Source organism: Shewanella sp. NKUCC06_TVS (genome assembly GCF_019345515.1).
Taxonomy (GTDB): Bacteria; Pseudomonadota; Gammaproteobacteria; order Enterobacterales; family Shewanellaceae; genus Shewanella; species Shewanella oncorhynchi.
Window position 1 is genome coordinate 95,503 of sequence record NZ_JAHKQX010000005.1, and the last position, 19,040, is coordinate 114,542.

Consider the following 19,040-nt stretch of genomic DNA (forward strand, 5'->3'; position numbering starts at 1 on the left):
AGCCAATGACTTGGTGTGGGTTTAAACCATCATCGGAGCCCTGAAGCGCTTGAGTCGGAGCGCGTTGCCGAGCACAAATATACTGGAAAGTGCCATTGCGGCCGCTGCGAAAATTGGCGAAAGCAAGGTGCCATTCAACGGGTAGAGCGCACCCGCCGCAACCGGGATCAACACGGCGTTGTAGGCGAAGGCCCAGAAAAGGTTCTGCTTAATGTTACGGATCGTGGCCTGACTAAGCGCGATCGCATTCGTCACGCCACGCAAGTCGCCCGACATTAGCACCACGTCAGCAGCTTCTATCGCTACATCGGTTCCCGTGCCGATAGCGAGCCCAACATCAGCTTCGGCGAGTGCTGGTGCGTCGTTGATACCGTCTCCCACGAAGGCGACTCGCGCGCCATTGTTCCGGAACTTCTTCAGCGCCTCGACTTTACCATCGGGGAGAACCTCGGCTAAGACTTCATCGATGCCAAGCTGCTCGGCAATCGCCGCAGCGGTCGCCGCATTGTCGCCAGTGATCATCGCGACTTTCAGTCCGAGCGCGTGCAGCGCCTTGATTGCTTCGGGCGTTGTTTCTTTGATTGGATCTGCGACTGCAATCACCGCTGCCAAGCGGCCGTCGATCGCGGCATAAAGTGGGCTCTTGCCTTGCTCGCCAAGACGCAGGGCGGTGGACTGCAAGCTCGACACATCCAGACCGAGCTGCGTCATAAACCGATCCGCACCGACGGCGACGGTACGACCTGCGACCTTGGCCGACACGCCGAAGCCCGGTGTTGCGTCGAAGCTCTCGATAGGTGCAAGGGTGAGGTTCAACTGCTTTGCGGCTGTGACGATCGATTCGGCAATCGGGTGCTCGGAGCGGGTCTCGACGGCCGCAACAAGAGCAAGAACTTCGTTGTATTCAAATCCCTCGGCAGGCACGAGATCGGTCAGCTCGGGGCGTCCTTTGGTCAGCGTGCCGGTTTTGTCGAGCGCGATAACGCTCACATCGCGCAACGCCTGCAAGGCTTCGCCCTTACGAAAGAGTACGCCGAGCTCGGCCGCACGGCCGGTGCCAACCATGATTGAGGTCGGCGTTGCCAGTCCCATAGCGCACGGACAAGCGATAATAAGAACCGCGACCGCATTAACGAGCGCAAAGGTCAGCGCTGGGGACGGGCCGAAGATTAGCCAGACTAGGAAGGTCATCGTGGCAGCTGCCATCACCGCTGGGACGAACCACATGGTCACTTTGTCGACCAGCGCCTGGATCGGCAGCTTTGACCCCTGCGCTTGCTCGACCAGACGAATGATCTGCGCGAGCACCGTATTCGCGCCGACCTTGGTGACGCAAAAACTGAAAGCGCCCGTCTTGTTGATAGTGCCGCCGACAACTTCGGCTCCCACCCCTTTAGATACGGGCACCGGCTCGCCGGTGATCATGCTCTCGTCAACATAAGAGGCACCTTCGACGACTTCGCCGTCGACCGGAATCTTCTCGCCCGGACGAACGAGCACTATGTCACTAGTCATCACCTGATCGAGCGGTATTTCAAACGTTTCGCCGTTGCGCTGGACGCGCGCGGTCTTAGCCTGAAGTCCGACGAGCCGCTTGATCGCTTGTGAGGTTCGCCCCTTGGCGCGCGCCTCCAGCATGCGTCCGAGTAGGATCAAGGTAACGATGACCGCAGCAGCTTCAAAATAGACGTTGGCAGTGCCTTGCGGCAGCGCTTCAGGGGCAAAGGTTGCGACGATCGAATAGCCATAAGCCGCCGCGGTGCCGACCGAGACCAGTGAGTTCATGTCAGGAGCACCGCGCAGCAACGCCGGTACCCCTTTTAGGAAGAAGCGCTGACCCGGACCGAACAGGACCAGGGTGGCGAGCACGAACTGCACATACCAGTTGGTCTGTTGCCCCAGAGCCCCCATCACCCAATGATGCATGGCGGGAATAAGGTGAGAGCCCATCTCAAGGATGAATACGGGCAAGGTGAGGATGGCTGCAGTGATGAAAGAACGTCGCAGTGCCCGCGCCTCGCTCTCACGACGCTCAGAGTCCTGATCGCCAGCATTCGCCGTTTCGGCGGACAAGCGACGGGGCTTGTAACCCGCCTGTTCGACAGCGGCTTCAAGATCTGCCGTGGAGACGCACCCTGCAAAATGGCGCACCCTCGCGCGCTCGGTCGCCAGATTTACAGTGGCTTCGAGCACGCCCGGAATTTTTACGAGCGCTTTCTCTACCCGGCCCACACACGATGCGCAGGTCATGTCCTCGATCGCCAACTCGATGGTCTCTTCGCGAATGGTGTAGCCAGCGCTCTGAATGGCGTGGACAGCCGCCTGCGGATTGGCTACGCCGGTGAAAGTCATGTCGGCGCGTTCAGTGGCGAGATTGACCACGGTTGTCTGCACTCCGGGGACCGCTTTCAACGCTCGCTCGACACGGCCGACACATGATGCACACGTCATGCCTTCGACAGGCAGGCTCAGACGAGTGCCTGCGGACACGGATTGATTGGCGTTTTGTGGCAAGGAAACAGAAGCCATTGAACTACTCCTTAAATGTTGAGTTAAAAAAAGCTTAATGCTTCCAACCATGGGAAGGTCAAGTCCTATGTGTGATTTATTTCACGACGCGTCCGTTCGAAATGCCGTCGGCGCCACTGCAGTCCTGCTCCGCCTGCGCGCAGATCTCCCAGCCGCCACCCAGCGCCTTGTAGATGCTGACAACGGCAAGCTGTTGGTGGGTGCGAGCGATTGCCAGCGCACGCCGGCTTGCAAAGTCGGACCGTTCGGCTTCGAGCACATCAAGGTAGATGCCTTCACCTGCTGAGAACCGCACACGGGCAAGACGAGCCGCCTCGCGATTTGCAGCTGACTCAAGCAGACGCAGCTCAAGCGTGCTACCCGCGGCGCCATAGGCTTTGAAGGCATCATCGGTTTCCTGCAGTGCGCGCAACACGGTCTGGTCGTAGACGATCAACGCCTCTTGGGTACGTGCCTCGCTGGCGGCGATGCGGGCACGCACGCGCCCAGTATCGAAAAGAGACCAGCGAATGACCGGGCCGAGGAAGCTGGACAACACTCCGGAGCCATTTACTTCATCGAGACTTCCAGCAACAAGCCCGATTGAACCATGCACTTGGATCTCGGGGTAGAAACCAGCCGTCTCGACCCCAATCCGAGCGGTCGCCGCAGCGAGAGTCCGTTCAGCCGCCGCAATATCAGCACGCCGAGAAAGGAGTGCTGCGGGATCGCCCACGGCGATTGTTCGAACTGCAAGCGCTTCACGCGCAGGCGTTACAGCGGGTGGTCTAAACGTCAGGGGCGTTTCGCCAAGAAGGATGGCCAGTGCATTGCTGGAGGCCGCACGGTGGCGCTCCAGTTCGGGCACGGCCACCTCGACATGGTGCAACAAGGCCTCGGCACGGAGCTGGTCGAATTCGCTGGCAGAACCGGCGTGCACGAGACGTTCGACCAGGCTCAGGCTTTCGCGCTGGCTTTGGCTGATGTCGGCGGCTACAGCTAGTTCGGCCTCGATACCGCGTAGCTCGAACCAAGTGGCAGCCACCGCCTGCACACCACGCAGCAGAGCCTCGCGGGAGCCTGCTTGCGCCTGAGCGGCCTCCACCGATCGCCGCACACGGCCAAAAAGATCGATTTCCCAGGAAGCGTCTACCGCGCCGCGATAGGTTTCTATCTGACGCGACTGACTATGGGGCGTCTCGACCTCACTCCGGCGACGGTTCTCATAACCAAGCTCAGCGCCACCGCTCGGCAGGAAGCCCTGACGGCTCTCACCCAACATGGCCTTTGCCTCTTCGAGCCGAACGACAGCGATACCTATGTCATGGTTCGCCGCGAGCGCCAGCTGGATCATGATGTTCAGAGCTGGATCGTCGAAGGTGCCCCACCACTTCACCTCAACGGCCCCTGTTCCAAGACCGGCGGGAGGCTCACTGAAACTGGCCGGAAACTGCGATGAAGGTAGTGAGTAGTTTGGGCCCACCGCCGCGCATCCAGTCAAGATTAGCGCACTCAGGGGTAACAGAACTGCTTGGTATGGACTTCTCATGACATGCTCTCCTCAATGTGCGGCTTAGCACTTGAACTGTGCCGCTCGAAGTGAGCCTCCAAGCCACGTATCACTACATAAAAAACCGGCGTCAAGAATAATCCGAACAATGTCACGCCGAGCATACCTGCGAAGACCGCAATCCCCATAGCCTGACGCATTTCGGCCCCAGCACCGCTTGCCAATATCAACGGTACGACGCCAGCAATAAATGCCAATGAGGTCATCACAATAGGCCGCAACCGCAATCGACAAGCCTCAACGACCGCCTCCAGCGCACTTGTTCCTGCAGCTTCGAGGCTGCGTGCAAACTCGACGATCAATATTGCGTTTTTGGCCGCCAAACCGACGAGCACGATAAGCCCAATCTGCACAAAGACGTTGTTGTCGCCCCCAGCCAGCCAGACACCGGTAATCGCGCTCAAAAGACACATCGGCACGATCAGCAGAACCGCCAGAGGCAGCAGCCAGCTGTTGTATTGCGCGGCGAGGATGAGATAAGCGAGCAGCACGCACAATGGGAAAATGAACAGCGCAGAATCGCCAGCCAGTTTTTGCTGGTAGGTAAGATCAGTCCATTCGAAGCTCATGCCTTCAGGCAAAACCTCCTTGGCTAATCGTTCCATGACCGCAACAGCCTGCCCCGAGCTGACGCCAGCCATCGCACCGCCCGAGATGTCGGCCGTAGGGTAACCATTGTAGTGCATTACGCGTTCTGGGCCGGCACTTGGCGTCACAGTGACAAAGGAGGACAACGGCAGCATATCTCCGGCCGCGTTGCGCACCTGCAGGCGGCCGATAGATTCGGCTTGCATGCGGTGGTCTGCATCGGCTTGGGCCGTCACCTTATAGGTTCGACCGAAGCGGTTGAAGTCGTTGATATATAGAGATCCGAGATAGACCTGAAGCGACTCGAACACATCCGCCAGACGAACCCCCTGGCTCATAACCTGAGTGCGATCGATGGTGACATCTAACTGCGGCGCATTGATGTCAAGACTGGTCATAAGTCCAGCCACCTCACCTGACTCGGTAGCTTTTGTCATCAGGATCTGGGTCTGCTGCACCAGAGCTGCGAGCCCGGCACCGCTGCGGTCCTCGACCTGCATCTTAAATCCACCCGTCGCGCCAAGGCCAGGCACCGGTGGTGGCGGGAACACGCCGAGGAAACCATCGGGGATGCTGGCAAATTGGGCTTGCAAGCGCCCCGCAATCGCCATCGCGCTGAGATCGGGTGTCGTGCGATCTTTAAACGGGTCGAGCATGATGAATATTACCGCGGCATTTGGCACGTTGACGAAACCATTGATAGAAAGGCCGGGAAACGCAACGACACTTTCGACACCTGATTCGGTCAGCGCGATCTTCGACATCTGTTTGACGACTGCGTCGGTGCGGTCCAGTGACGAGGCGTTTGGCAGCTGGGCGATTGCGACAAGATAATATTTGTCCTGCATGGGCACGAAGCCGGGCGGGACGGCCTTGAATCCGAAGAAGGTTAATGCAAGGAGTCCGGCGTAAACCAGAAGCGCCACGCCGCTAATCCGCACGACCTTGCGCACCGTGTTGCCATAAGCGTCAGGTGCATGCTGGAACGGCTGGCCTAGTGTCCGAAACAACTGTTCGGCGCGGCCACGCAGACTGCGCGGAACTCGCACTATTGCCGCTTGGCGCGGGCGCAACAAGAGTCCTGCGAGCGCAGGGCTGAGCGTGAGTGAATTAACTGCCGACAGAATGGTTGAAATCGCAATCGTGAGCGCAAACTGTCGATAGAACTCACCCTGTAAGCCGCTTAGAAAAGCGGTCGGAATGAAAACGGCGGCAAGTACCGAGGTGATCGCGATAATAGGACCGGTGACTTCGTCCATGGCAAGCCGCGCGGCCTGCATGGGTTCCTCACCATTTTCGATGTGACGTTCGACATTCTCAACCACTACGATCGCGTCATCGACGACGATCCCGATTGAAAGCACCAGGCCAAACAACGACAACGTGTTCAGTGAGAAGCCCATCAGATGCATGACGGCAAAGGTGCCGATCAGCGACACTGGCACCGCTATAAGGGGTATGAGCGAAGCACGCCAGTTGCGCAGGAACAGCACCACCACGATAACGACAAGAAGAATCGCCTCCAACAAGGTGGTTACCACCGACTCCAGCGAGGCACGGACAAACACCGTCGGGTCATACGCGATGCGCGAGCTGAGTCCTTCCGGAAAGTTGCCTTCAAGCCGCTGCATGGTTGTACGCACCGCCTGCGCAACGTCGAGTGCGTTAGCGCCCGGACTCTGGATGATTTGCAGCGCGACGGCAGGTTCACCGTCAAGCAGACTGCGCAATGCGTAGGTATCGGCCCCCATCTCAATGCGGGCGACATCGCGCAAGCGCGTCACCTGGCCGTCGCCGCCTGTACGAATGATGATGTCGCCGAACTGCTCTTCATCAGTTAACCGCCCGAGCGTGTTCACTGTCACTTGGAACGCGGCACTGGAATTGGGAGCCTGACCGACGGAGCCAGCTGCTACCTGTACGTTCTGCTCGCGCACAGCGGCAATCACATCGCCCGCTGTCAGCCCTCGTGCGGCGATCAGGCTCGGATCGAGCCAGAGCCGCATACTATATTCACCAGCTCCCCAAACCAGAACGTCGCTGATTCCCGGGATACGGGACAGATCATCGCGCACCTGGAGGTAAGCGTAGTTCGAAATATAGAGAGGGTCGTAGCGTTTGTCTGGCGATAACAGGTGAACCACCATCAGGATGTCCGGCGAAGTCTTCTGCGTGACGACGCCTTGGCGCTGCACCTCCTCCGGCAAACGCGGCAGCGCTCGGGAGACTCGGTTTTGCACCTGGATCTGTGCCATATCGGCATTCGTCCCTTGCGCAAACGTGACGGTCAGGATCATTCGGCCGTCAGTGGCTGATTGTGACGACATGTATAGCATGCCCTCGACCCCGGTGATCGCCTGCTCGAGTGGCGCGGCTACCGTTTCAGCAATCACCTTGGGATTGGCGCCCGGGTAGGAAGCGGTCACCTGAACCGTCGGCGGCGTCACGGTCGGATACTCGCTGAGCGGCAATTGGAAGAAAGCAACGATGCCAGCGAGCACCATCAAAACTGAAAGGACGATGGCAAAAATCGGGCGATCGATGAAGAAACGTGGGAATGTCATTGTACGGCTCCCGAGGTTTGTGACACCGCAATAGGTGTACCGTCAATCGCAGCGGACTGTGGCGTGACCTGCATGCCAGGGCCTACCTGCCCCTTGACAACGATGTGCTCGCCGGGCTGTAGACCTTGTTCGATCACGCGCAAACCCTCGACCACCGGACCCAGCTCGACGGGCCGGTATTCCGTCTTGTCGTCTTTGCCGACAACGAGCACATAGTGGCTACCTTGATCGGTACCAATCGAATGATCGGAAACCAGAACCCTAGCTTGCGGCGCTCCGGTCTCTAGTTTGACCTTGGCAAAAAGACCGGGCGTCAAATGCCCATCGGGGTTGTTGACAACGGCGCGGATACGCACTGTTCCCGTCCCACGATCGCTGGTGTTGGAGAGGAAGTCGACACGGCCTGGCCTCGAATACGTCTTGTCGGTGAGCAGTGCCACCATGACCTTTTCCGCCTGTGCACCATGCGTGGTAGTGTGGTCTCGGCCTGCGGCGAGCGATCGCAAATAAGTGCGTTCGTCTACATCGAAATAGACGTGGATGGGATCGATAGAAACAATAGTCGTGAGTGGCGTCTCGCCGCTGAAGACGTAGTTGCCTTCTGTAACGAGGGCTTGGCCGACACGTCCACTGATCGGCGCCGTGACACGTGCGAAACTCAGATCCAATTGTGCGGCATCCACCGCTGCCTTTGCGGCGTCGACCTGTGCTTTGCTTGCATTCATAGAGGCGGTTGCGATGTCGAAGCGATCACGAGCAACGATCTTTTGGGCAAATAGCTGTTCGGCTCGTGCATATTCCGTTTGGGCAAGTATCGATGCCGCTTCAGCCTGGCGCAGGTGCGCCGTCGCGGCGTTCAGCGCGGCTTGGAACACCCGAGGATCAATGAGAAAGAGCTCGCTGCCCTTTTCGACGAAGCGTCCCTCGGGTAGGCTTACGTTCTGAATGTAGCCAGCAACCCTCGGGCGCAGCTCAACCCGCTTGACCGCGGTCAGCGAACCTGTGAGTTCGACAAATGGCGTCACCGGACGAACTATCACTTCGGCCACCGGAACGCTTGGTGGCTTTGCGGGACCGACAGAGGGCATCGCCTCCTTGCATCCTGCGATAGCGAGTGCAACGCTTAGCGCCACAGTGGTTATGGTTATGCGTTTGACCTTCATCATTTTTTCCTTTCTCGATAGCAGTCGACAGTTAGTTTTGCTGAGCCGAGGTAGCTCCTACTGTATTTATCCGGCTTACTACGCTTAGAAGGTCAAGTGTTTTTTTGATTAGTAAGGAGGCCTTGCGAGACGCAGCGAAGTCTAACTCTGATGACGAAAAATCATGCTCAAAGTCATTATCAGCAACGAAAATCGCCAAGTGTTAAGGCATGCACATGCAGATAGAAGAAAACTTCCTCGACAAAAAAGCCAGACATACGGCCTTGGCTGCTACGACCACTGCACTTACAAATGAGAGCGATTGGAAGTGTTATTACTGCTGGCAGCTTTAGCCTACTGGTTGCATTCATGTTAGGGCTGACAGCAGAAATGGCCTGATTGCAGTTCCAAGCAAACAGCATTAAACACTGGCGAGTTTTACCGTTCGACTACTTGGGTATGAGGAATGTAAGCTCGCAAACTTAGAGCTTAGAACTAAGCAGATACAGGCTGAAATAAGGAAATGATGTTCTGGCCTTAAGTGTCAGACTGAGCAGTAATCAAAATAAAGAAGAGTTGATACTATGATTAAATTCGTGGTGATTACTCAGGTGTTTGATCAGGGCTAGCGCATGAGTGCCATTGCCTTAATTGCATTAGATTTACTTCTGTCTGTGAGCGTTCAGTGTACTGTTCAATCCATATTAGACAATTTTCATTGAGAATTTTTGAACTCTACAGTTAACAGTTCACCATTAGCAAAATGACGTCGCTCCAAGTTCTAATATTTCATTTAAGCAGTCACATCTAGCTTCAAAAACTCTCTTGTTGATTGAGCAATATTAAAAATCCAATCGTGTTTTAAGCTACCAAAGAAACGCTCAACGAAGGCATTATCCCAACACGCACCTACATCCCCCATACTGACTCGGATATCATAGCTCGATAGCAACCTACCGAATTACTTGCTGGTATACAGTTAGCATCGGTCACCCAGCCCTCACCTGTCTTTAAATAGGCCATGTCACCTGCCCAAATCTAATTAGCGAATTTTGGGTTAAAGTTAATATTTAACAAGTTATTAGCCACAGCATCAGCGTGTTTTCGCTATGTCGTCACCTTGTAATCTCGTCGCTAGGTTGCTTTGAGTCGAAGGTGGTACATAATTTTACGAACGAGATAGTGACCAACCTAGTAGCCTTCTTTACGCAATTTCTTCACCATTTCACGATTTCCTATGCCGCCACGACTTTGCTTTAATAGTTGTCGAACAAGGCGATATTGCTTCAGTGTTTCAAGACTTATCACGCTTGCTGGGCATTTATGCCCATAGTAATAGCCTGACTTACTCACACTCATTACTCGGCATAACACTGCTATAGGTAATAGGTTAGATTGCTGTTTGATGATGCGTAATTCTTTGTTTTACACACACAATAACTTCAACTCATCACGCTCAGACTCTGCTAAGGTGATACCTTGTTGCAAGGCTTAATATGTTTCCTTCCAGTTGTAAAGCAGACTAGTGCTAACCCTTAGAGACATTGCCGCATCAATAACGTTATAACCTTGCTCTAGCACCATCTAAATGGCCTCACCTGCGGATAACTCTTATGTGATTTATTCAGACTCATATAGACCTATTAATTTATTGACCATACTGTCTCAAAATTAAGTGCTGAAATAAAATTAGGCCGGAGCAGGTGCAGTGGTATACAGAGTCTGAGCATTATATTGGCGGTGATATACATTTTTGGAAACAAATTCAATTACTCTGTCCTTAAATTATATCCATTTATAACTCGTTATGGGCGGATAAGCAGCACCTCTGTTACTAGGTGCTGCTCTCCTAAGAACCGTACATGCAACTTTCACTGCACACAGCTCAAGCCTCCACTAAGGTGCACTGTCAATTGGCGGTATTTTGCGACTTGCTGCTTCTATCTACACTGCAACAGGTTGACTCAGGTTTGGCCGGATATCCAATTTCCTCTAGGGCGTCGAGTATTTCGTCTTGCGATTGGCTGCTTTGTACATTGATACTACGGCTGGAAAGATCTGCTGTTACGACTGCATCGGCGTCAAGTTCCTTTATTGCACGATTGATCAAGCCAAAACAGTGGTTGCAGGTCATATCGGTAATTTTTAACGTTAACATCGTAAATCTCCTTTGCTAAAGTGGGCAGCTAAAATTCTGCACCTTGCTACAGGGAGAAGGTCAAGGCTTATTTTCTGTGATGTTACCCAGTACCAGTTGTGCCCAAATGGCACAATGTGAGCAGGGTCGCCAGTGCTGCAATCTGATAGCTACTCAGTACTTGCTGGAGAAAGGCGTCACACTGGTGACAAACGTGCGTAAGAATATGAAAGAAAAAGCGATGTCGTTGTGGGATAGAGCGATGCTGTCGAGACGTTTCATCATAGAAACCATCAAAAAATATATCCTAAGTAGAGCACTCCAGACACCGCAGCGTGCATGGATTTATGCTCAATATGATAGCGGGACTCATCGCCTATCAATTAAAAGACAATAAGCCACAACTGAACCTCACTAACGGGGAGTTTAATGCTATTGCAGTTATGGCTAGTTAAACCGATCTCAGGTTAAATAAGGTCGAGCCAACCCCCTGCCCCGAGCTGTAAAATCAGCAATAACGTTTTTTACTACAACATAACATCAGATCGGTATATGGAACATCACCCACTTCAAGCAAGGTCAGTAGGCTGATTGACTCAATAACTAGACCATCCATAGTGCACCTCAATTCGTTATTTTTTAATATTATACGCATAGATGCGACAGCTTGTGTCGCAACTAAAAGGTATTTGTACAACGGACTCTTATATCATCGCTAGGCACTGAATTTGCGATAGCTTGTGGTACAGAAAGTGGTTTAAGTGGCTTGTTGGATGACGTAATTAATTTATCGCTCATCTACTACTAACATGTGAAGTGGTTCAATGCCACCGTTAAATACGACAAGCTGGTGATTGACATAGGGCGGAGGAATGAGAATAATACGCGGCAGGTTGCAGAGAAGCCTGTCCGCAAAAGATGATATCACTCTGATAAATTAACAGCGTTGCGAATCGATTTCATATCAAACCCACAGCAATCAAATAAGTTTGGCTTAGCGGAATGCCAATAAACTTAGGAGAATTGTTTGTGAAACATGCAACCGCTAACACTTTCAAACCCGCCGGTATCAATGTTGAACCTTCTGACATTGTACCCTTGGCAGCCACCGAAACACCCTCCCACGGGAAATATCACTCAGGATCTCAGTCAACTGAGTCCTTAGGTACGTTAGCTATCCCTACTTTGTATTTGCGCTTTGCGTTACCAATGGCATTGGCCATGATGCTCAGCGGCAGCTACAACTTAGTCGACTCTTATTTTATTTTGAAATACATCGGTGCCGATGCATTGGCTGGGGTGACGATTGCCTTCCCGTTACAAATGATGATTTTTGCTTTGGCCTGCATGATAGGAAATGGTACTGCGACCTTAGTAAGCCGATTTTTAGGGGCAAACGAGTTTGATAAGGCGAGTCAAATCGCGAACACTGGTTTTGCGTTAGCCCTAGCTTGCGGCCTGATAGTGACTATCGTGTCACTCGCCCAGCTTGATCATTTATTGGCGTTTATTGGGGTAAGCTCAACACTTGCCTTAGCTGCTACAGAGTATCTACAACCCATTCTCTGTTTTAGTCTATTCACTTTTTTGTTATCTCTTAGCGGCGATTTACTCAGAGCTCAAGGAAAAGTCGTGGTGATGCTGCTGGTTATCTTGTTGTCGGCGGTCATGAACATCTTGTTCGATACACTCTTTATTGCTGTTTTGGAGATGGGCGTGAGTGGTGCGGCGTGGGCAACGGTGGCGGGTCAATGTGTGAGTCTATTTATTGCAGCCGTCTATTTTGTCCCCAATAACCGTTTTGGCAGTAAACAGGCGCTTCATAAGCAAGCTGCCCAGCCTATTTGTTTTAGAATGGAGCAGATAAAGCTCAATCTCACTGAGATAAAAGCGATTCTTGGCCTGGGTAGCCCAATACTATTATCATATCTTGGGATTGCCTGCGTGATCTCATCGGTAAATCATATTTTAGTCAGTCATTTAGCCAATGTAGTGCCCAATACGTCAGCGGCGAATGAGGTTGCGTACATGATTAGCGCTTATGGTTTGATCGGACGCTTTAATATCTTTATCGCCCTGCCGCTCATGGCACTTACCAGCGCAGCGCAAACGATCAGTGCGTATAACTATGGGGCGATGGCATCTTCTCGGGTGTTAGCTTGTGCTAAATGGGGAATCGTCTTGACCTGCTGTTATCTGAGTATAGTGACAATCGTATTTATGGGTTTTCCTAACTCGGTATTTCGCGCGTTCACCGATGCCCCCGCACTCATTGCAGCCTGTATTAAAATCTCGAGTGTGACGTTTATCACCCTACCTTTGGCGGGGATCACAGCTATTGCGATTGCTGTGTATCAAGGCACAAATCGCCCTAAGCTTGCATTGCTATTATCTGGGATAAAAATCTATGGTTTGTTACTGCCCCTGCTGGTCCTGTTACCTCAACTATCCTTTACAGATATTTCATTTATCACAGGCGCATTAAACATTAATATCATGCCAAACGCTTTGACTGAGTTATGGATGGCCTTTCCAATTGCGGACATCTTAGCTTGTCTCTTGAGTTTATTGATCATCAGTATTTGGCCTTTCATTCACGTACCACGAGCAAATCGAGTCTGTCATGGAGGTAATGCAAAATGAAGTTAGCCAAGATGAAAGACTCAAGCGCAATCGCATTAAATGAAACCAAAGTTCGCGCTAAAAAACTGCTCAAAGCTTGTCAGCAGGATGAGCCGTTAGCCAAGCAAAGAGTCGCGACCTTAATGGCGAAATTGGGCATATCACACTCAGATCTACAGCTTAAGCATTGCCAACAAGTGATTACACGTGAGCTAGGGTTTATCGATTTTCATCATTGCCAGCGAGTCCTATCGGGTCAAGCCATACTCGGGGATGATTGGGGAGGCTTATTCCACACTAAGCAATGCGACACATTACTCAATCATTGGTTTACTGGCTATTTAGCCGCGCGTGATTTTAATGCGCAAGTTGAGGACACATTGCTACTCCCCTACAAGAAGCAGTTTTTCGTGGTGGAGCGGCGAGATTACTTCAATACGCTGAATTTGCGGATAATTTTGCAACCGGTGGATAACGCTGGCGAACCGAAAACACTCCGAGATCTGGTGAGCTGCTATGCTAATGCAGATTGGCATTCCTTTGCTCTTGCCATGATCCAACACAAACTCCCCAAAGTGTAATGATGGCTGAGATTGTTAGTGCATCATGTTGAATGAGGAAATCTAGAGTTTAATAATACAAGCAAAGTCATCATTGCTGATGGCTTTGCTTGTGAAATATGGCTGAAACACTGCGTTTCGGATCAGAAACGCAAGGCTAAAATAGCTAAAATGCAAAAAGCCGCTAATTGCTTAGCGGCTTTTTGACTAAATATGGCGGAGGAGCAGGGATTTGAACCCTGGGTGGGCTATAAACCCACGCCGGTTTTCAAGACCGGTGCATTAAACCACTCTGCCACCCCTCCGAACGAGGCGCATAATATAAGTAAGTCTGTTGACTGTAAAGCACTAACTCTCAATTATGCGCCAATTGTTGCTATTACACTCAATCCGCTGGATTTTGCTTCACATCGGACATTATGCCTACCCGTGCGGGATCTGGCTTAGTGAAATGTTTGGCAAAGTCGCCCCACTCTTGTTGACTCTTAAGTATATAGCCGACCACAACTAAAATAGCGCAACATAGGATACCCCAACCAATCGCCACTTCACCAAGACTTGCCCACATAGCGACTAAGCTTGATGCACCAAAGGCAATGCTGATCTGTAAGAAGTTCTGTAATCCTGCGGCCTTAGCGGCATTCTGACTAAACTGCTGTAGCGCGCTGTTCACGACTATTGGGTAAATTGCACCATTGGCCGCCGCTAAAATCGAGAACGAAATAAGCAGTGGGAAAATCGTGCTCGCGGGATAAATCAGCGTGAACATGATGATCGAAATAACGCAGGCTGCGAAAACCGACAACAAGATATTGAGTGTTTGATGCCCGCCAATGCGTTTTATCAGTAACTTACTCGCATAACCACCGACAATAAACATGATGGTTTGCGGGATAAAACTTAACCCAATTTCAGTCGCTTGATAACCGTGCATTTCCATCACAATCGGCCACACAGTTAAGTAGGCAAAGAAAGCACCGGAACAGGCACCGAAGATCACGACGTTGCCTAAATAGCGGGTGTTTTTCAAAATTTGCCCATAAGATACAGCGACATGTTCACTGTGTTTATGTTGACTCTTGCCTGGAACAAAGTACAAGGTCATCAATACCAGCAGAAAAGCGATAACACACAAGGAGATAAAGATTGCACGCCAGCCTAATTCGTTCAGAATATAAGCGCCAAGGATCGGTGCTAATGCAGGCGATAATGCAACCAATGGCATAATGTTGCTGAAAATACCTTGGGCTTTATCGGCATCATATTGTTCTACCACAATAGCTTGCCAAATAACCCCAGCGCTACAGGCGCCAATGGCTTGGAAGAAGCGCGCGGTATTGAGCATTAATATAGAATCACTGTTGGCAATAAACACGCTAGCAATGGCAAATAAAACAAGGCCAAAGATCAGTGCCCAACGTTTGCCGATTTTATTGACTAACGGGCCGTAAAGCAGCTGACCTAAGGCAAGACCCGCAAGGAAACAGGTCAGTGACATCGCCACCTGTGATGGTGTGCTGTCAAATGAGCCTTCAATTGCTTTGAAAGCAGGCAAATACATGTCAGTGGCAATAAAGCCAAGCATGCTCAACATGGCTAAATAGAATAGAAACATAAAGAACTTTATGTTTACAAAGGTGTTACTAGACGTTTTCATAAAATAATCGGGTCAGATTGACTAAAGTGTGCAGTCTAAAGACTTGTTAAATTTATTGGAAACGTTTATTTTTGACTTGTGCTATCAATTATTTTCATTGGAATGGACGTCAGTTATGCTCTCAGAACAAGCGCTAGAACTCATTGATATTGTGGCTCGTGTAGGTAGTTTCACCGCGGCGGCGAATCGGCTACATAAAGTGCCCTCTGCCGTGAGCTACGCGGTCAAGCAAATAGAAGAAGAACTCGGCGTCATTCTTTTTGAACGGCATCATCGCAGCGTAACGTTAACCCCTGCGGGTGAACATTTTGTGAAGCAAGCCAGAACTTTGCTCACGCAGATGGACGAGATGAAACGTGGCACTCAGCGCGTGGCAAATGGTTGGCAACCTACCTTATCCATAGCTCTTGATAATATCGTCCGTGCCGACAGGATCAGCGTATTAATTGCTGACTTTTATCGACACTTCCATGATATTGAATTAATTATTCGAATTGAAGTCTTTAACGGAGTTTGGGAAGCGCTCGCCACGGGTCGCAGTGATATTGCTATTGGTGCGACAACCGCAATTCCAGTCGGTGGCGTTTACCAATATAAAGACATGGGGGATATTGAGTGGGCGTTTCTTGTTAGTAAAAATCATCCCTTGGCCAGTATTGACCGCCCATTAAGTGACGATGAGCTGCGCCCTTTTCCTTCAATTTGTTTAGAAGATACCTCTCGGGAAATTCCAAAACGTATGACTTGGTTGCTAGAGAATCAACGCAGGTTAGTCGTACCTGATTGGATCCGTGCCATTAACTGTTTCCGCGAAGGTTTAGGCGTCGGTTATATGCCAGTGCATTTAGCGAGCGTGTTTATTAAGGCGGGTGCGCTTGTTGAAAAACAACTGGAAAATCCAAAGCAGACAAGCCCTTGTTGCTTGGCGTGGAATGCTGACAAGATGTCGCCTGCACTCGCTTGGGTGCTGGAATATCTTGGCGATACTGAAAAATTGCACAAAGAGTGGCTGGCTTAAGCTTGGTTTAAACTCAATATGCTGATCTAGTCATTGAAATCCGCATTGAATGTGATTGTGTACCGTCTGCTTATGTACAGACTAAATTTTTACCTTCATAGTGGATGAAGACGCAGATACAAGAATCTTATTTTTTTGCTTTGCAGTTAAAGTTGAAATAAATAATTGAGTAAAATTTTGAAGATTAACAATTTGTTATTCATGGTTCTATGACTTTCACCCGTATCTCATGTACGGTATCATTGCACCAGTTAAGTTCATTTTAGGATTTTACGGGAACTTAGTGTGCTGTAAAAAATCAAAATGATCAGTTTGGAAATGTGTCAACGGAGATCAACATGACCCAAGAAACCTTATATTCGACGAGTGCGTCAACACTGGAAGTGAACAAACTTCTTAAAAACACTTATATGCTGTTATCGATGACATTGGCCTTCTCTGCCCTGTGTGCGGGTTTAGCAATGGCATTAAATATCAGTCCGTTAGTCTCCATTGGTTTATCGATTGGTGGCCTAGTATTGTTGTTTGTTACTTTACGTAAAGCCGAGTCTGCAGCGGGTATCTTCTGGGTGTTTGCCTTTACGGGTATGGAAGGTGCTTCACTGGGCTACATGCTCAATCACTACGCGGGTATGGCAAACGGTCCACAGCTGATCATGCAAGCACTGGGGTTAACGTCAGTGATTTTCGTTGCGTTATCAGCCTATGCCGTGACCACGAAGAAAGATTTCTCTTTCCTACGTGGATTCTTGTTCGCCGGCTTGATTGTGGTGATCGCCGCCGCTGTGATTAATATTTTTATGGGTAACAGTGTTGCCTTTATGGCAATTAACGCAGGCTTGGCGTTACTGATGACAGGTTTTATCCTGTTTGATACTAGCCGTATCGTCAATGGCGGCGAAACTAACTACATTCGCGCGACTATCTCGTTATACTTAGACTTCTTAAACCTCTTCATCGCACTGTTGCACCTGATGGGCATAGGCAACGATGACTAATCCTAGTTAGCGATTTTTAGCTTAACTTGCGTTAGAATGGCCCTACTTTTAGGGCCATTTTTATTTTAAATGAGCAAATTTATTATCCAAGTGAACGGGCCCGCTTATGGCACGTCGGCGAGTGTTAATGCCTTACGCTTCTCCCAAGCTGCACTTTTAGCTGGGCATCAGATTATCTGTGTGTTTTTTTATCAAGATGGCGTGTATAACTCCACAGATTTAAGCTTACCCGCCTCCGATGAAAATGATGTGATCAGTGACTGGAAACAGCTGGCGCAATCCCATCAGGTCCCGTTAGTCAATTGCGTTTCTGCAGCGCTACGTCGTGGCATTGTGAGTCAGCAAGATGCCAGCGAGAATGGCCTAAGCCACTGGAATGTGGGCGAGTCATTTATCATGGGCGGTTTAGGTGAGCTAATCACAGGTATTGAATCGGCCGATCGTTTGATCAGTTTTTAACTCTCAGGGCTACTATGAAAAAATTGTGTATTCTATTTCGCTGCTCGCCACATGGTACTGTTCGTGGCCGCGAAGGTTTAGATCTTGCCCTGCTTAGCGCTAGCTTCGAACAAGAAGTGAGTTTAGTGTTTGTGGATGAAGGTGTGTTGCATTTGATTAAAGAGCAACAGCCTGAGCTTATCGGTGCTAAAGATTACATATCCACCTTTAAAGCACTGCCGCTGTATGATATTGGCTTTGTGTTAGTCTGTAAGCAATCCTTAGCCGATTACGGCTTAAGCCATGGCTTACTGTCGATCCCAGTCACAGTGGTCAACGATGAAGCCATCACAGCCCATTTAAACCAAGTGGATGAGGTCTTAGTATTCTAATGATTTTACACCATATTCAAACATCTCCCAGTCGAGATAACGCGCTAAAACTTTGTTTACGTTACGCCTGTAAGGAAGATGCGATTTTATTATCGAGTGATGGTGTTAACGCGTTACTGCTGCGTCAATGGGCAATGGCATTATCACCCTTCAAGCTGATGGTTTTAAAAGACGATGTTATCGCACGTGGTCTATCCGAACGTTTAAAGAACGTGATGTTTATCGATTACAATGAGTTTGTGGCTCAATCATTACTCCATGACAAGGTGATAACGTGGTAAATCCATTGCAATTTAATGGCGCAGAAATCGCCCGTGACCATCAAGGTTATTTAAAAAATCTTAACGATTGGCAACCCGATATGGCCCTGTTGTTAGCGGCAGAAGAGCAAATTGCACTTACGCCTGCACATTGGGAAGTGATTAACTTTGTTCGAGATTTCTATCTCGAATATAAAACGAGCCCTGCTATCCGAGTATTAGTTAAAGCCATTGGCCAAGCCTTAGGACCAGACAAAGGCAATTCTAAATACTTATATACCCTATTCCCGATTGGACCTGCGAAACAAGCAACGAAAATCGCGGGCCTGCCCAAACCAGCTAAGTGTATTTAATGGCAAAGGGTTAAGTCATCACGTAAACATGACACAAACAAAAAGGCATGTTCCTTTGGGAAACATGCCTTTCTTTTTACTTGAACAAAGTTGATAGGGTTATTTGACGTTTTCTAACACAACCCAGATGGCTTTGCCTACGGTGGCGAGCATTACAGCAAAAAATACTGCAATCACAGCGGTATAGGAAAGCCAACGGAGATAGCGCTGGCCTTTATCCATAGTATTATTTT

Annotated in this window: 15 protein-coding genes, 1 tRNA gene and 2 pseudogenes; 9 read left to right on the plus strand and 9 right to left on the minus strand. The window is 50.3% G+C overall.

Annotation, left to right across the window (positions count from 1 at the left end):
* Positions 1-21 precede the first annotated feature (21 nt).
* The 6 genes and pseudogenes from KO531_RS07360 to KO531_RS07385 all read right to left on the minus strand — a co-directional run bounded on the left by KO531_RS07360 (position 22) and on the right by KO531_RS07385 (position 10,530).
* Positions 22-2,529, minus strand: coding sequence for a heavy metal translocating P-type ATPase (locus tag KO531_RS07360; protein ID WP_219250783.1), 2,508 nt, complete (start codon positions 2,527-2,529; stop codon positions 22-24).
* Positions 2,530-2,605: 76 nt separating this feature from the next.
* The gene (locus KO531_RS07365; RefSeq protein ID WP_219250784.1) at positions 2,606-4,057 is read right to left on the minus strand and encodes a TolC family protein; all 1,452 of its coding nucleotides are present in this window, start codon (positions 4,055-4,057) and stop codon (positions 2,606-2,608) included.
* Positions 4,054-7,230, minus strand: a complete 3,177-nt coding sequence (locus KO531_RS07370; RefSeq protein WP_219250785.1) for an efflux RND transporter permease subunit — start codon at positions 7,228-7,230, stop codon at positions 4,054-4,056. The genes KO531_RS07365 and KO531_RS07370 overlap by 4 nt, the downstream gene beginning before the upstream one ends.
* Positions 7,227-8,396, minus strand: coding sequence for an efflux RND transporter periplasmic adaptor subunit (locus KO531_RS07375; RefSeq protein ID WP_275956688.1), 1,170 nt, complete (start codon positions 8,394-8,396; stop codon positions 7,227-7,229). The genes KO531_RS07370 and KO531_RS07375 overlap by 4 nt, the downstream gene beginning before the upstream one ends.
* 691 nt (positions 8,397-9,087) lie before the next feature.
* Positions 9,088-10,006 (minus strand): annotated as a pseudogene (locus KO531_RS07380) (integrase core domain-containing protein).
* A 275-nt stretch (positions 10,007-10,281) separates the two neighbouring features.
* Positions 10,282-10,530: a heavy-metal-associated domain-containing protein gene (locus KO531_RS07385; protein WP_173247046.1), complete on the minus strand. Its 249-nt coding sequence runs from the start codon at positions 10,528-10,530 to the stop codon at positions 10,282-10,284.
* 160 nt (positions 10,531-10,690) lie between these two features.
* On the opposite strand from KO531_RS07385, the pseudogene KO531_RS07390 reads away from it, so the two are divergent.
* From KO531_RS07390 to KO531_RS07400, 3 genes and pseudogenes are all read left to right on the plus strand, one after another.
* Positions 10,691-10,964, plus strand: a pseudogene (locus KO531_RS07390) (transposase); the annotation flags it as partial.
* A gap of 574 nt (positions 10,965-11,538) precedes the next feature.
* The gene (locus tag KO531_RS07395; RefSeq protein ID WP_219250786.1) at positions 11,539-13,152 is read left to right on the plus strand and encodes an MATE family efflux transporter; all 1,614 of its coding nucleotides are present in this window, start codon (positions 11,539-11,541) and stop codon (positions 13,150-13,152) included.
* A complete protein-coding gene (locus tag KO531_RS07400) occupies positions 13,149-13,712 on the plus strand; it encodes a hypothetical protein (protein ID WP_219250787.1) in 564 nt (187 codons plus the stop codon). Before KO531_RS07395 ends, KO531_RS07400 begins: the two co-directional genes overlap by 4 nt.
* Positions 13,713-13,905: 193 nt before the next feature.
* Here KO531_RS07400 and KO531_RS07405 read toward each other — a convergent pair.
* A tRNA-Ser gene (locus KO531_RS07405) sits at positions 13,906-13,996 on the minus strand.
* An 80-nt stretch (positions 13,997-14,076) separates the two neighbouring features.
* On the minus strand, positions 14,077-15,348 hold the full coding sequence (gene punC / locus KO531_RS07410; protein ID WP_219250788.1) for a purine nucleoside transporter PunC: 1,272 nt from the start codon (positions 15,346-15,348) through the stop codon (positions 14,077-14,079).
* A gap of 115 nt (positions 15,349-15,463) precedes the next feature.
* Between punC and punR the strand changes: the two genes are divergently transcribed.
* From punR to KO531_RS07440, 6 genes are all read left to right on the plus strand, one after another.
* Positions 15,464-16,366 (plus strand): DNA-binding transcriptional activator PunR, encoded by a 903-nt coding sequence (gene punR / locus KO531_RS07415; protein WP_028759950.1) that lies wholly within the window; start codon positions 15,464-15,466, stop codon positions 16,364-16,366.
* A gap of 338 nt (positions 16,367-16,704) precedes the next feature.
* Positions 16,705-17,364 (plus strand): Bax inhibitor-1/YccA family protein, encoded by a 660-nt coding sequence (locus tag KO531_RS07420; RefSeq protein WP_028759949.1) that lies wholly within the window; start codon positions 16,705-16,707, stop codon positions 17,362-17,364.
* A gap of 69 nt (positions 17,365-17,433) precedes the next feature.
* Entirely contained in the window at positions 17,434-17,823 is a 390-nt protein-coding gene (tusD, locus tag KO531_RS07425; protein ID WP_028759948.1) for a sulfurtransferase complex subunit TusD, read from the plus strand.
* Positions 17,824-17,837: 14 nt separating this feature from the next.
* A complete protein-coding gene (gene tusC, locus KO531_RS07430) occupies positions 17,838-18,194 on the plus strand; it encodes a sulfurtransferase complex subunit TusC (RefSeq protein ID WP_173496919.1) in 357 nt (118 codons plus the stop codon).
* Complete coding sequence (tusB, locus tag KO531_RS07435; protein ID WP_173244863.1) at positions 18,194-18,475, plus strand: sulfurtransferase complex subunit TusB; 282 nt, start codon at positions 18,194-18,196, stop codon at positions 18,473-18,475. Before tusC ends, tusB begins: the two co-directional genes overlap by 1 nt.
* Complete coding sequence (locus KO531_RS07440; protein ID WP_219250789.1) at positions 18,469-18,807, plus strand: TusE/DsrC/DsvC family sulfur relay protein; 339 nt, start codon at positions 18,469-18,471, stop codon at positions 18,805-18,807. The genes tusB and KO531_RS07440 overlap by 7 nt, the downstream gene beginning before the upstream one ends.
* Positions 18,808-18,906: 99 nt before the next feature.
* Here the strand turns inward: KO531_RS07440 and KO531_RS22540 are convergent, their stop codons facing one another.
* A complete protein-coding gene (locus KO531_RS22540) occupies positions 18,907-19,029 on the minus strand; it encodes a hypothetical protein (RefSeq protein ID WP_028759944.1) in 123 nt (40 codons plus the stop codon).
* Between the last annotated feature and the right edge of the window lie 11 nt (positions 19,030-19,040).

Excerpts from the sequence above, each read along its gene's own strand:
- KO531_RS07360 (WP_219250783.1), bottom strand. The coding sequence starts at position 2,529 with ATGGCTTCTGTTTCCTTGCCACAAAACGCCAATCAATCCGTGTCCGCA.
- KO531_RS07365 (WP_219250784.1), bottom strand. The coding sequence starts at position 4,057 with ATGAGAAGTCCATACCAAGCAGTTCTGTTACCCCTGAGTGCGCTAATC.
- KO531_RS07370 (WP_219250785.1), bottom strand. The coding sequence starts at position 7,230 with ATGACATTCCCACGTTTCTTCATCGATCGCCCGATTTTTGCCATCGTC.
- KO531_RS07375 (WP_275956688.1), bottom strand. The coding sequence starts at position 8,396 with ATGATGAAGGTCAAACGCATAACCATAACCACTGTGGCGCTAAGCGTT.
- KO531_RS07385 (WP_173247046.1), bottom strand. The coding sequence starts at position 10,530 with ATGTTAACGTTAAAAATTACCGATATGACCTGCAACCACTGTTTTGGC.
- KO531_RS07400 (WP_219250787.1), top strand. The coding sequence starts at position 13,149 with ATGAAGTTAGCCAAGATGAAAGACTCAAGCGCAATCGCATTAAATGAA.
- punC (WP_219250788.1), bottom strand. The coding sequence starts at position 15,348 with ATGAAAACGTCTAGTAACACCTTTGTAAACATAAAGTTCTTTATGTTT.
- punR (WP_028759950.1), top strand. The coding sequence starts at position 15,464 with ATGCTCTCAGAACAAGCGCTAGAACTCATTGATATTGTGGCTCGTGTA.
- KO531_RS07420 (WP_028759949.1), top strand. The coding sequence starts at position 16,705 with ATGACCCAAGAAACCTTATATTCGACGAGTGCGTCAACACTGGAAGTG.
- tusD (WP_028759948.1), top strand. The coding sequence starts at position 17,434 with ATGAGCAAATTTATTATCCAAGTGAACGGGCCCGCTTATGGCACGTCG.
- tusC (WP_173496919.1), top strand. The coding sequence starts at position 17,838 with ATGAAAAAATTGTGTATTCTATTTCGCTGCTCGCCACATGGTACTGTT.
- tusB (WP_173244863.1), top strand. The coding sequence starts at position 18,194 with ATGATTTTACACCATATTCAAACATCTCCCAGTCGAGATAACGCGCTA.
- KO531_RS22540 (WP_028759944.1), bottom strand. The coding sequence starts at position 19,029 with ATGGATAAAGGCCAGCGCTATCTCCGTTGGCTTTCCTATACCGCTGTG.